Genomic DNA, 14,378 nt, shown 5'->3' on the forward strand with positions numbered 1-14,378 from the left:
AAATACACCTGATAGGAGCATTGTTTTTTCACTCTTTTTATCCATGCCACGCCTTGAATTTGCAGTCCGTTGATGCATTCATATCATTATTTGCGCTTTCAGGTACCAGCCGCTTTTTGTGGCTTGCCGTTCTCACGCAGACAAATAACATGTCAATTCCAAAATTTCAGTATCCTCACAGATAAAAACAAGACCAATTCATTTTGAATACATGCGCCAGTGCCATCACGCATACTTTATTCAGGCAAAATGCCATCAAAAAATGTGTCTTATTTGGCTTTTTCCCAATTAATTATCATCTATCGTGAAATTGGCTTACATTAATGTTTAAACATGTAAGAATTTTTCAGTTAATATGTCTGCTATGTAAGTTGTATCTTCTATTGTATCTTTTCCACAAACACACCTGAATTACACATGTCATTTATTGACATGTTACTAACATGAGGTTAATATACGCATATGAAAAGCAAATCTTCTGCCTACTACCAGCGCCTTTACAGACAACGCCTGCGTGAGCAAGGTTTGGTAAAAAAGGAGATATGGATATTGCCGGAGCATGCGAAGGCACTGAGCCATATTGAGCGTCAATTACGCTTGCCTCAATCTGGGGCAGTGCTCACAGAAAAGGAGAATGGGATGAATACAACACCTCAGGTCTGGACTGCAAATTCGCTATATGCGGCTTTGGCAACCACCCCCCTGTTCGCAGAAGGGCGTGCTGCCGTAGAGTTGCTGCAAGGAGCGGATTCGAGTCTGCACATTGAGATGCATGATTATGGCGAGTTACCCTTGTTTGTTGCGGTCTCGGGTGATCAGATTGTCATTGAAGGCACCCTGTGGTCTACAGACGATGTCAAAGACGTTGTTAAATTTAACGACGCCATTTTGCGCACGCACAAACTGTTTCCCCTGTCGAGCATTGCATTGGAAACACCGCCAGAAGGTCCCAGTTACTACACCATGTTTGGCGCCTTGAGCGCGACTTCCAAACTGGAAAACGTGGTGCTAGAAATTGAAGTGCTGGCTGACAATATCATCAAGGCCACTGAAGCCTACCAAGACCATCTTAAAGAGAGCGTCTGAGCCTTATCAAGGAGAAATGAAATGAGTATCTGGAGCAAAATGATCACGGCGTTACGCGGCGGAGCCCACGAAATGGGTGAATCCATCGTTGACAGCCAGGCACTGCGCATCCTGGATCAGGAAATTCGTGATGCAGACGAGGAGCTGCGCCGTTCCAAGGAAGCACTGGCGGAAATCATGGCCAAGCAGAAGCTGGCCGATGCCGATGTTAAAAAAATTGAGGACAAAATCGCCGAATACGAGCAGTATGCCCTGAAAGCGCTGGAAGCCAACAATGAAGAGCTGGCCAAAGAAGTTGCCGGGAAAATCGCCAATCTGGAAATCGGACTCTCAGAATCCCAGACGCAGGCTGGCGGCTATGCCCGCAGCGTCGAGCAACTGCGCCGCGCTGTCTCTCAAATAGAAACACACATCAAACGTGTGAAGCAGCAGGCCGATACCGTGCGGGCAACCGAAAATGTGCAAAAAGCACAGATGGCGGTTTCTCAGCGTTATGGCGGCTCGCAAGCCAAGATGCACACGGCACTGGAATCGCTTGAACGCATCAAGAAAAGACAGGCTGAGCGTGCAGCAAAAATCGACGCAGGCAACGAACTGGCTGCTCAGGAAGACCAGGACACGCTGCTGGAAAACAAGCTGCGCACTGCCGGTATTATTCCTGAGGAACACAGCGCTGCCAACGTATTGGCCCGCTTGAAGGAAAAGGCCGATTCATAAACTGCGATTGCGCCAGGTGCCGCTTACTGCCGCATCTGGCATACAGCCATCAAGGAAGCAAGCTCCCCTTTGGGGCATACTATAAAAGCAAAGGAGAAAGGTTAATGGCTGCATTTTTTGCAAATTTTCTGTTGTTTCCAACGGTCATCTTTACTTTCTTCCTGTGCTTGTCACTGATACTCGGGCTGCTGACTATTTTTGGCTTGTTTGACGTTGATGCAGGGGATGCCGGGGGTTTGGACATAGACGCCGGAGATGTCGGCAGCCACCTTGACCATGGGATGCACACAACCGGAGAAGCGGTAGGTTTCCTGTCGCGCTTTGGCCTTAATGGTATTCCGATTACGCTGGTTGTCTCCCTGTTGTCGCTTTTTGGATGGATGGTCTCCTACATCGCTCAGGCTTTACTGCTGAGCCATATTCATATCGCTATCATCTACTATCCAGCCGGCATCGTTGTCTTCATTGCTGCATTTGCAGCCTCGGTCTGGCTCACTGCACAGGTATGCAAACCACTGCGCCAAATCGTGTTTAAAAACCAGGATGCGCCGTCCAACCGCTCATTCCTTGGTCAAACCGTCACCGTTCGCAGCTCTTACGTGAACGAGCGTTTTGGAGAAGCGGTGTTAAATGATGGCGAAGCTGGAATGATATTGGATATTGTTGCCGACGCATCAAAAGGGATCAAACGCGGTGATCGGGTTGTTTTAATCGAATATCTGGAAGATTCAAGAACCTATCGGGTCATCAGCGAAGATGAATTTAAAGGCTATTGAATAATTCATCACAAAAACTGTTCTGGGTTTATTTGCTTTTAAGGGGATATCAGGCATGAATGTAACTGGCACGCTCATAACGACAATTGGGGTGGTACTTGTCTCTCTTGTCGTTTTCATTTTGGTTATTTTTGCAGTACTCAAAGCTTTTTACACCAAAGTACCGCAAGGCACGGCTTTGATCAGAAACGGTCTGATGCACAGACAACCTAAAGTCAGTTTTACCGGGTCGTTCGTCTTCCCTGTGCTGCATATCAAAGAGTTAATGAAAATTTCCCTGGTCACCCTGCAAATTGAACGCCGGGGCAAAGACGGGCTGATCTGTAAAGACAATCTGCGTGCAGACATCAGCGTTTCATTTTATATGCGCGTGAACAAAACCTCGGAAGATGTGCTGCAGGTTGCACAGTCGGTTGGTGTGGAGCGTGCCTCTGACCACCGTGCACTGGATCAGCTCTTCAATGCCAAGTTTTCCGAGGCATTAAAAACCGCCGGGAAAAAATTCAACCTCGAAGAACTGTTTGAAAAACGGCTGCAATTCCGCGACGAAATCAAAATCGTTATCGAAGGCCTTAACGGCTATGTGCTGGAAGATGTTGCGATTGACTACCTGGAACAGACCAAGGTTGAATTCCTGGACCCCAACAACATCATGGATTCCGAAGGTATCCGTAAAATCACCGATCGCACAGCCAAAGAAAGCATTGAAACCAACCGCATTCAGCGCTATGAAGAGCTGACCAAACAGAAAGAAAACGTCGAGGCCAAAGAAAAATCACTGGCGCTGGACCGCCAGCAGGCCGTTGCCGAAGCGCAGCAAAAGCGTGAAATTGAAAGCACCCAGGCACGTGAAGAAGCTGAAACCCAGTTGGTCAAAGAACAGCAGCGCCTGCGTTCGGAAGAAGCCCGCATTGCCGCCCAGGAGCAGATTGACGTGCGCCTGCAAAATCAGCAGCGCGAAGTTGAAATTGCCGAACAAAACCGCCAGCGTGCCGTTGTCATTGAAGTTGAAAAAGTCACCCGCGCCCGTGATCTGGAAGTTGTTGCACGCGAACGCGATGTGGAACTGCAACGCATTGACAAAGAAAAAGCACTTGAAGAAGAGCGCAAAAACATTGCCAACGTCATTCGTGAACGTGTCGCTGTGGATAAAACTGTAGCTCAGGAAGAAGAGCGCATCAAAGAAGTACGTGTTGTCTCCGAGGCCGACCGGAACAAACAGGTCGCTATTCTGGAAGCAGAAGCCATTGCTGAACAGGAACTGGTGCAGCAGGTGAAAAAAGCGCAGGCGGATGAAGAACGCTCCAAACACAAAGCCGTCGAAATCAACACCATGGCGCAGGCTGAACTGGAAGCAGCCGCCAAGCAGGCCGAAGCCAAAATCCGCATGGCACAAGGTGTGGAAGCTGAACGTGCCGCCCCTGGCCTGGCCGATGCTCGCGTGCTGGAAGTCACCGCGGCAGCTAAAGAAAAAGACGGCCTGGCAACGGCCAAGGTACAGGCTGAACTGATCATTGCCGAAGCCAAAGGCGAGCAGGAAAAAGGCATGGCAGAGGCCCGTGTCATAGAAGCCAAAGCCGCCGCCAAAGAAAAAGATGGCCTGGCTGAAGCCAAAGTGCTGGAAGAAAAACTGTTTGCACAGGCACGCGGCGAAGAACAACTGGGTATTGCCAAAGCCAGAGCCACGAAAGAACTGGGCACCGCAGAAGCACAGGCACTGCTGGATCGCCTCAATTCCGAATCGGAAGGTCTGGCCAAGAAATTCCATGCCATGGACACACTTACCGACAACACCCGCGCGCACGAAGAGTTCCGCATGCAGCTTGAAAAAGACTTTGACGAAGCCATGGCCGCTATTGCCGCCAACAAAGAAATCGCCAAAGAACAGGCCGAAGTGCTGGCCGCAGCGCTGTCCAAAGCCAAGGTTGAACTGGTGGGCGGCGGTGGCGACTATTTCAATGCGTTTGCCAAGTCTCTTTCCATTGGCAAATCCATTGAAGGCGTGGTTGGGAAAAGCCCTCTGGTACAGGACCTGCTGACCAGGCTGCTCAGTGGTAAAGGTGGCAACACCGGCAGCGTCATTGGCGATCTGCCTGTGTCACCCAAAGACCAGTAACCTCCCGTGCACACGGTGCAGCAAACAAAGCAGACACTTTTGCTGCTGCACCGCGCCAGCAAAGCGTATAGATACGACCAATGCCGGGACAGTGATATGACAGGCCATTATTGCCTTTCATCAGGCCGCTTGCAGTCAAGCGGCATTTGTTCTACCGGTATGAAGAGCTCACTTGCAGGAATATCGACATGACAGACATGCCAGCTGAAACTCCAGACGCTCAGGATATGGTGGATAAAGCCGTCGCCGAAGGCGGCGCTTACGAAGTACTTAATCGGCGCCTGCAGGACCAGGGGCTGCGGCTCAAGGACATCACGCAAAAACTCAATGAGCATCGCCTCAAAGAGTTTGGCGACAGCCACATGGAAGTCATCGGACGGGTACGCATCCGCACCGAAAACAACTGCATCGCACGCGACATTGTCCGCGTTGGTGATTTTCTGCTGTTTGGTTACAACGTATTTATCGGGCTGAAAAAAGAAACCGCCATCTCCGACGTATTCTCCCTGTATCGCCTGGTAGAAACAGAAGAAGGCTACGATGTAGAAGCCTGCCCGGCTGAAGGCAGCTTCCTGACCCATCCACGCTTCATTGCGGACTTCAACGAACTTTACACTTATTACAAAGACACCAAGCTGCTGCAGTTGATGGTGCGGGACAACAAGCTGCTGGCCAGTTTCCAGATCGGCGAGCGCTACACCGATATCCGCGTGTTCCGCTGGGCGCTGCCAGCCAATGGCGACAGCAGCCAAATTCAGTACATTGATAACCGGGGCGACCGCGATATTGCACTGCCCGCCCCTTATGATTTTGAATGGCTTCACACCACACGCGAGATGATCATCGATACAGCCAGAAGGCTGTATATGAACATTGCCAATACCCTGTTCATTGAACAACGGCGCGGCACACTCACCTTCAAAATTGAAAACAACACCCCCGATGGGCAGATCATCTTCACGGAAAAAGTAGAAGACGAAAACCAGGCGCTTGGCGACCTGCGGGTTGAATTTGCCGAGCTTGGCTCTTTGCTGCTGCTTAAAATCCTGCCCTACCGTGAGCAGCAATGGCGCCATTACATTTACAACAAGCTGAATCAGAAAATCGCACGTGTAGATGCGCTGGGGCTGGCGTGTATTCAACTACCGGAAGACCATGGCATTATCTTTCCGGGCGGGTACTATCTGCAAAACGGCGAATTCAAAACGTTTGACATCCCCATGCTGGGCATGCGCTTCAAACGTACCGTACGTTCGCCCAACGGCGAAGATGTACTGTACATTTTTTACGACCCGGAAGTAGGCAATTCTGTTCTGCTCACCTACGACGTCATCAGCCGCCAACTGGAGCCGCCGGTTCTGGGGCACGGTTATGCCAGGCTGGAAGACGGCCGCATGGTCATTTTCCACTCTGAAGGCAATGAACCGACACGCATCCACCCGATGCAAATCTGGCAAACGCCGTTTTACTCTGAAGAGTACGCTGCACGCCAGCCTGCCCGTAACGGTTTTTTTGGCCGGGTAGGTAATGCAGAACTGGTGCGTGGTATTTCTGATTTTTACGAACTCTGCCGTGAAATTGCTTCCCCTTCCGTCTCTGTGCAACGTTACTCCATGCTGTGCCAGCATGTACGCCGCCTGTTTGACGCCTATCACTGGCTGGGCGATGCGCAGCTAAAGCAACTGCCGGCGCTGTTGCGCGAAATTACCGCCACCGCTGAAATGGTGCTGGATGAATATGAAAAAGTTGAAAGCATTCGCAGCCAGTCGGCTCAGGCACTGGCTGATGCGCAGGCTAAACAGAAAAACCTGCTGAACCTGCTGCTGCCCGAAGGATGGGATAACGTTCAGCAGTATGTGGGTGCGCTGAACGACATTACTGCTCAGCGCGGTCTGCTGCTGACCATACGTGACTACCGCTATATAGATACCGCTGTCATCGACCAGATGGAAGCCGATCTGCTGGCCGCACAGGAGCGCACGGCAGCAGCCACCGCCACCTTTTTAGCCAGTGACACCGCGCTGCTGCCTTTCACCACGCAGTTGCAGGAACTGGACGCACAGGCGCAGAAGGCTGAAACCGTCAACGCCTTGTCAATACCGATGGCCGCCATGCAAAGCATGGCCAATGACCTGGATATGCTCACCAGCCTGATGGGCACGCTCCAGATTGAAGACGCAACACAGCGCACACACATCATTGAAGCCATCTCTGAGGTATATGCCAAGCTCAACCAAAGCAAAGCACGCGCGGAACAACGCCGTAAAGGCCTGGGTTCGGCGGAAACCGTAGCGCAGTTTGGTGCCCAGTTCAGCCTTTTCAGCCAGAGCATTGTCAACGCCCTGGCGCTCTCACAAGACCCTGAAAAATGCGATGACCAGTTATCGCGCCTGCTGGTACAGCTTGAAGAACTGGAAGGCCAGTTCGGTGATCATGAAGAATTCCTGGGGGACATTCTCGCCAAGCGCGAAGAAGTGCTTGAGACATTTGAGTCTCACAAGCAGTCTCTGCTGGACGAGCGCCAGCGCAAAGCACAAAACGTGCAGGATGCCGCCCGCCGTATTCTGGATACACTTCCACGCCGCACAGCGCGTCTGAACAAGCCGGAAGAAATGAATGCATTCTTTGCATCAGATCCTCTGATTTTAAAACTGCGCGAACTGGTATCCCGCCTGCGTGAACTGCATGACAGTGTGCGCGCCGATGACGTCGAAGCCCGCTTAAAAAGCGCACGCGACCAGGCATTGCGCTCATTGCGCGACAAAACCGAACTGTTTGAAGATGGCGGCAATGTCATTAAACTGGGCCCCAGGCACCGTTTTAGCGTCAATACGCAGGAGCTGGACCTGACCCTGCTGCCGCGCGACAACCATTTATGCATCCACCTGACTGGTACCGATTATTTTGAGCCGCTGAACAATCCAGAGCTTGAAAACCTTCGGGATTATTGGCAGATATCGATCGAATCAGAAACCCCGCAGCTTTATCGCGGTGAATATCTGGCTGCACAAATTCTGAAAGCCGCCAGCCAGCAGCAGGAAGGTTTGTCACTGAACCTGCTCAAAACCCAGTTGGCACAACCCGATGTGCTGGGCAAAACCGTGCGCGACTTCGCCACGCCGCGTTACAAAGAAGGCTACGAAAAAGGCATTCACGACCATGACGCAACCCTGCTCCTCTTGCAGTTGCTGCCGTTGGCCGAAAGTGCCGGGTTGCTGCGTTACTCGCCATTGCCACGGGCATTGGCCGGTCTGTTCTGGCAATATACCCGTGCTAATGAAGAAGCCAGCGCTTTGTGGATAGAACGCGCACGCGCCAGCAAATCCATTCAACTGCTGTTTGGCCGTGCGCAGGGTATCACCGCTTTGCGGCAGGAAATTGCACAGTCCATACAGGACTGGTTTGACAAAACCGGACTCTCTTACGACCAGCCCGTCGCGCATGAAGCGGCTGATTACCTGGTGCAGGCTCTGGCAGCCGACCGTGTGGAATTTACCTTCAGCAAATACGGTAAACAACTGCAGGATGCCCTGCAACTGCGCCTGCAGGGCGAGCGCATGTGGGATGACTTCCGCCAGGCGCTGCAACGCCTGGGAGAACGACCTGACGCCCAATGGGGGCAGGTTGAAAACGCGCTGCAAGGCCTGTGCCAGGCTGATGAAACCCAAAACCTGAATGCCATTGCCGGCTACATTCCGGAAGCCATCGTTTTATTTTTGCTGACCGAGGACTTTCCGCTGCGCTTTACCGAAACAGATCTGCGCTTTACCGTCAAAGACCTGATGGGCACACACCCGCGCATTGAAAACCAGCAGATGCATTTGTCCGTGGATGATTTTTTTGCACGGGTACGCCAGCACACAGAAATATTCCTGCCGGCACTGAACCGCTACCAGTTGCTGCGGCAAAACATCATTACCCAGGAACGCGAATCATTGCGGCTGGAGGAGTTTAAACCCAGGCCACTGACATCTTTTGTCCGCAACCGCCTGATCAATGACGTCTACCTACCTGTTATCGGCGACAACCTCGCCAAGCAGATGGGAACGGTCGGGGAGAGCAAACGCTCTGACCTGATGGGCCTGCTGATGCTGATCTCCCCGCCCGGCTATGGTAAAACCACGCTGATGGAATACGTGGCGCACCGGCTGGGGCTGATTTTCATGAAAATCAACGGCCCGTCATTGGGCCACCGTGTTCACTCACTGGACCCGGCCCAGGCACCTGACGCCACATCACGCCAGGAGCTCGAAAAGCTCAACCTGGCGCTTGAAATGGGCAACAACGTCATGCTGTATGTCGATGACATACAGCACACCAATGCGGAGTTTTTACAAAAATTCATTTCACTGTGTGACGGCACCCGCCGCATCGAAGGCGTATGGAAAGGCCGTACCAAAACCTACGACATGCGCGCACGCCGGTTCTGCGTTGTCATGGCCGGCAACCCTTATACAGAATCAGGCGAAGTGTTCAAAATACCGGACATGCTCGCCAACCGTGCCGACATCTATAACCTGGGTGAAACACTGGGCGGCATGCAAGAGGCATTTGCACTGAGCTATATTGAAAACTCGCTCACATCCAATGCAGTGCTGGCACCTTTGGCAACCCGTGACATGGCCGATGTGTACCGCTTTGTGGACAAGGCCGATGGCAAAGAAATTTCCAACAACGAGTTCAGCTACAGCTACAGTGCAGCAGAAATCAATGAAATTGTCGGCACCCTGCAACGCATGTTCACCATTCGCGAAGTGGTGCTCAAAGTCAACCAGCAATACATTGCCAGCGCTGCACAGGCTGATAAATACCGTACAGAGCCACCATTCAGACTGCAGGGCAGCTACCGCAACATGAACAAAATGGCAGAAAAAATCTCTGCCATCATGAACGACGGTGAAATTGCCCAGGTCATTAACGACCACTACCAGGGCGAAGCCCAGTTGCTCACCACCGGCGCTGAAGAAAACCTGCTGAAACTCTCTGAACTGCGCGGCCGCATGACCGAAGAACAACAGCAACGCTGGGAGCAGATCAGGCAGGACTTCCTGCGGATCAAGGCCATGGGTGGTGACGATGCCGATACCGGCATGCGGGTTGTGGCACAGTTGAATGATCTGGTCAATGAATTCCAGGGCTTTGCCCAGTTTGTTGAAAACAAGCCGGATACACCGCCCCTGCAAATTCCATGGCAGCAGATTTTTGATCAGCTCGAAAAACTCGGGCAGCCTCCTGCCCCGCCCAATGTGTCGGTGAACCTTTCAACCCAGCCGCAGCCCGGCGTGGCCGAAATTCTGCAAGGTATGGCAAGCACACTGGAGAAGAGCTTTATTCCTGTCATGAAGCTGATGGATAAAAAGCTGGAAGTAGATCTGCGCTCACAGAAAAACATTGTGAACCTGACCAATGGTTTACGTAAACTGGCAACACTCATGGGGCACACCCAGGTGATAGAAACCATGAAAGACAGCGACACCAGCGATTACTATGACCGCAAGTAAAGCCCAGTGGGAAAAACGGCTGCTGATACTTTTCACCATAGCGGCACTGATGATTGTGCTGCAAGCCATCAATGCCACCATGGGCGGCATATTGGCACGTGATTTTGGCCTTTGGCCCAGGCACCTCAGCGGCCTGCCCGGTATTATCCTTTCGCCCTGGCTGCATAACAGCTGGATGCATCTGTGGTCCAACCTGCCGGTCCTGCTGCTTTTCAGCCTGCTGGCCATGTGGGACTCCCCAAAACGCTTTATACACGCCAGCGTATGGATTATCCTAGGCAGTGGCCTGCTGGTCTGGATATTCGGCCGCAACAGCATTCATGCCGGCGCCAGTGGCTGGCTGTTTGGTTTATGGGCATGGCTGATTGCGCGCGCTTTTTTTCAACGCAATATCGCCAACATCGTCATCGGTCTGATCGTATTGCTGTTGTACGGCGGGCTATGGCTGGGGCTACTTCCCAAAGAAGGCGTATCCATCGAATACCATCTGGCCGGAGTAATCTGTGGCACACTGACAGCCTGGATTTACCGAAAAAAACGCGCCTAACGGAAGTGCTTTGCCAAAACTTCTGCATTTGTCAAACCTGAACCTATGCCCACTGAATTTATCCAACGCATTACACAGTTTTACCGTACCTGTTATCAGATAGAAAACCGTGAACTCAGGCTCGACCAAGTCCTCAATGAATCCGGGAACAACTATTTTCAGGATAAAACCAAGCCTCAGGAATTTCACTTTTTTTCAGGGCAAGAACAATTAGCTAGGTGCATTACACCCACAGTTGAGCTGGATACGGAGACAGGAAAATCTTTTTGTCTCCAAATGTCTTTATATGCCCATGAAACTCAGCTAATCTACGGCCTGTTTTATATCTGCGGCTATCCGCCTCATGCGCGGGTACTCGAGTTGTTACATTTAATCCACGGCTTTCGTGACGCCGAAGGCAGATATGTCGCACCGGCCTGGATACAACAGGCCAACGGTGACGAAAAGAAAAAGACACAGCTATACAACCAATACCGCAATCAAATCGAACCTTATTGGGTTGCAGGCCCTTTAATTTATTATGAAGCAATTGTTGGTCACAATAACGTTACAGATATTTATGCCTTGAGTATTGATGCACACATGCCTGTGCTCAACAAAGGCCTTTTAAAAAGAATATTGCGTGAACAGTATGATGCATCTGTTCTCAGCACAGCACCAACGCCCACACCTGCAGAAGGCATTACCCGAAGCTATCTGGAAAAATTGGCTGAATGGCTTAAGACTTATTGTTGCTTCACGCCCTCCAACCATGTAGACCATGTGTTTGGCTTGACCTCAGGCGGCACAGTTACAGCTTCCGTTACGCCTAAACCGGCTCCCAAAATTTCCAGAAAGTCCAAGAAAAAAGCCCTACGTCGCAAAGCAACAGGCATTGCCATCAGGTATGTGATTCACACGGCCAGCTTCCCTGCTCTTGAGCCCAATCTCCAACAACGACATTTAGACAACCCTGATCAGGAAAACCATCTGAAAATATATTCCTGCGGCATGTTGTTCTACGTCAAACAAAAAAGCATCAGCCAAAATATCCGGCATGAACTCAATGAACTGCCAAAACAGGCGGGTTTTTCCAACGCAATCTACAGCCTGCTGGGCATGCCTGCTTACCATTTTGATGATTCATCTTATACATTGCATCAGCTTTATAGATACTTTGTATCACGCCAGGAAAAACAACCCAATGCACCGGAATTGTTCCCGATTGCACAAAAAATTGCCCGGCGCTTGTTATCAAGAAGACTTTATCTCCTTGAACAAATATATATCAACTCATTGCTGAGCCTACATCAGAAACCAAGTAATAAGGGTGAGGTTCAGAATAGAGAGAATCTCCTTTTTTCCATTCAACATCATAACGAGCAGCTATTTCCAACGCCTGCACCCACCATTCTACAAAGCAGACCTCATGCCTTACCCGCTTTATTAAGCCAGGCACAGGCCAATGCTTTAAACAACGCTATTCAATACCCTTTAAGCATCATCAACGGCCCACCCGGAACCGGCAAAAGCTATACCCTTGCGGCCATGGCTCTGGATCGCATACTCAACGATGAAACTGTACTGATTGTGACCGGCACAGAACAGGCTGCCAACGTAATTGCCGATAAACTGTGCACTGACATGGGTCTGGCAGAAGGCATCATGAACTTCGGCTACAACAAAGCGCTGGTTCCAGCCCTGAAAGACAAGCTGAACTTCTTTACCAGAATAGATTTGTCTGCCCCCGAACCGAATCCAGCCACACCATCCACCCGATCCGTGGAAAATGAATTAAAAAAATGTGCCCAAAAAGAGCTGAACCTGCGCAAAGCTTTTACCGAAAAAGGAACGCTGGCTTTGCATACAAGTCAGCTGATTGTTGCCAATGAACAGAAAAAACTCCCATGGTGGAAAAGGACATTGCAAATGTCATTTGTCCGCCGCAAAATCAGCAGCAGCACCAAGCACTGGCAGATTTTGGACCAACTGATTGCATGCCAAAAACAGCGTGAAATACTCAGCCGAAACTACCTGAACATTAAACGCCACGACACCCTGCAAAAACTGCTGAACGAGCATAGAGAAGAATTTCTGAGATACGATGAATCACTCAATGAAACAGAGTTTAAAAACTGGAGAATTGGACATGTAGAGTGGCACCTGATGCTTAAAGCACTGCCTGTATGGATCATGACTTTCAACGACCTGCATCGGGTACTCCCCTTGCATCCTAATTTGTTTGATCTGCTGATCGTCGATGAAGCCACGCAGTGCGATATTGCCACGGCCCTGCCTGCTTTTTTCCGCTGCAAACGTGCTGTAGTCACTGGCGACTATCAGCAACTGCGACACATCTCATTTTTGTCACGCCAACTGGAGCAACACACTTTTCAAAAAACCGGTCTGCCTGCAGAAACATTTGAAAAATGGAGCTACCGCGATAACAGCCTGCTGGACCTGGTAAATGCACAAATCAAAGACGGCAACGCCATCACGTTTCTGGATGAGCACTTTCGCTCCCGCCCTGAACTCATTGCATTCAGCAACCAGCATTTCTACAATAACCGCATTAAGGTTATGAAAGAAAGGCCGGTATCGCCTGAAAGCATGGCAGAACAACCGCCCGCGTTGATTCTGGAGCGTATAGAAGGCGCACGCTCATCCACCAATGTCAATCAGGCAGAAGTAGAGCGCACTCTTGAACTAGTACAGGCGCATATCCATACTTATCAGAATGCCGATACCAAACCCAACATCGGCATTCTGTCGCCATTTCGCGCCCAGGTAGATGCAATCCGCCAGCGTCTCATGCGCAAAATCAGTGCAGACAACATTCTGGCCTTTAAAATTCTGGTCGGCACTCCCTATGGTTTCCAGGGAGAAGAACGCGACCTGATGATTCTGAGCTTTACGCTGGACAATGAAAGCCGGCGTGCCAGCTATTACCTCAACCGGCCTGATGTGTTTAATGTGACCGTAACACGTGCACGCGAGCAGCAGATCGTTCTTTTCAGTGGCGATGAAAATACACTACCGCCAGATAACCTGTTGAGACTGTATCTGGAAAGCATTCAGTCCGGTTATGCTTTGCAGCAGCCTGACGCCACTCCACATACAGAATTCCAACAGCAGGTCTGCAACGCGTTGGAAATTTATGGCATTAGCATCTGGAAAAACTTTTTTATTGCAGGCCAGGTCGTTGACCTGATTTGCCAGAAAGGCGAACGTATGCTGGCCATTGACTTGATTGGTTACCCCGGCCCTGGAGAAGATTACCTGGGTGTAGAACGCTACCAGATACTTGCCCGTGCCGGCCTGGAAATGTTGCCATTGAGTTACGGCGTCTGGACTGTGGACCGGCAGGCGGCAATAGATGCTATTTTGAAACGCCTGGCCTGAATCAGCCAAGTGCTAACAGGACAAAACAGGCTCTTTGGCACCACATGCTACTCATATACATGCAAAAAAAGAATTCTTTCCTTATAATGTGCACTCGCATCCTCTTGCGGTGCGCTCACTTTAAGCGGGTGTAGTTCAATGGTAGAACGGCAGCTTCCCAAGCTTTAGACGAGGGTTCGATTCCCTTCACCCGCTCCAACAGGTTGTACGCAAAAACGCACTGCTACTCATAACCTGTTGAAAAATAGAGTCTG

General features: G+C 50.7%; 7 protein-coding genes and 1 tRNA gene. All 8 read left to right on the forward strand.

What is annotated here, in order from left to right; all coding sequences use genetic code 11:
- The first annotated feature begins 639 nt into the window (after positions 1-639).
- The 8 genes from AACY98_RS12090 (at position 640) to AACY98_RS12125 (ending at position 14,322) form a co-directional block, all read left to right on the forward strand.
- Positions 640-1,086, forward strand: a complete 447-nt coding sequence (locus AACY98_RS12090) for a YjfI family protein (RefSeq protein ID WP_204250837.1) — start codon at positions 640-642, stop codon at positions 1,084-1,086.
- Positions 1,087-1,107: 21 nt separating this feature from the next.
- Positions 1,108-1,803: a PspA/IM30 family protein gene (locus AACY98_RS12095; RefSeq protein WP_339805351.1), complete on the forward strand. Its 696-nt coding sequence runs from the start codon at positions 1,108-1,110 to the stop codon at positions 1,801-1,803.
- Positions 1,804-1,907: 104 nt separating this feature from the next.
- On the forward strand, positions 1,908-2,579 hold the full coding sequence (locus AACY98_RS12100; protein WP_339805353.1) for a hypothetical protein: 672 nt from the start codon (positions 1,908-1,910) through the stop codon (positions 2,577-2,579).
- Between the two features lie 196 nt (positions 2,580-2,775).
- Complete coding sequence (locus AACY98_RS12105) at positions 2,776-4,695, forward strand: hypothetical protein (RefSeq protein WP_339805355.1); 1,920 nt, start codon at positions 2,776-2,778, stop codon at positions 4,693-4,695.
- A 188-nt stretch (positions 4,696-4,883) separates the two neighbouring features.
- Positions 4,884-10,196 (forward strand): DNA repair ATPase, encoded by a 5,313-nt coding sequence (locus AACY98_RS12110; RefSeq protein ID WP_339805357.1) that lies wholly within the window; start codon positions 4,884-4,886, stop codon positions 10,194-10,196.
- Positions 10,183-10,743, forward strand: a complete 561-nt coding sequence (locus AACY98_RS12115) for a rhomboid family intramembrane serine protease (protein ID WP_126979199.1) — start codon at positions 10,183-10,185, stop codon at positions 10,741-10,743. The genes AACY98_RS12110 and AACY98_RS12115 overlap by 14 nt, the downstream gene beginning before the upstream one ends.
- 276 nt (positions 10,744-11,019) lie before the next feature.
- Positions 11,020-14,124, forward strand: a complete 3,105-nt coding sequence (locus AACY98_RS12120) for an ATP-binding protein (RefSeq protein ID WP_339805360.1) — start codon at positions 11,020-11,022, stop codon at positions 14,122-14,124.
- Between the two features lie 124 nt (positions 14,125-14,248).
- Positions 14,249-14,322, forward strand: a tRNA-Gly gene (locus AACY98_RS12125).
- Positions 14,323-14,378: the final 56 nt, after the last annotated feature.

It is taken from the genome of Saezia sanguinis (assembly GCF_963921665.1).
In the GTDB taxonomy this organism is placed as follows: Bacteria; Pseudomonadota; Gammaproteobacteria; order Burkholderiales; family Burkholderiaceae_C; genus Saezia; species Saezia sanguinis.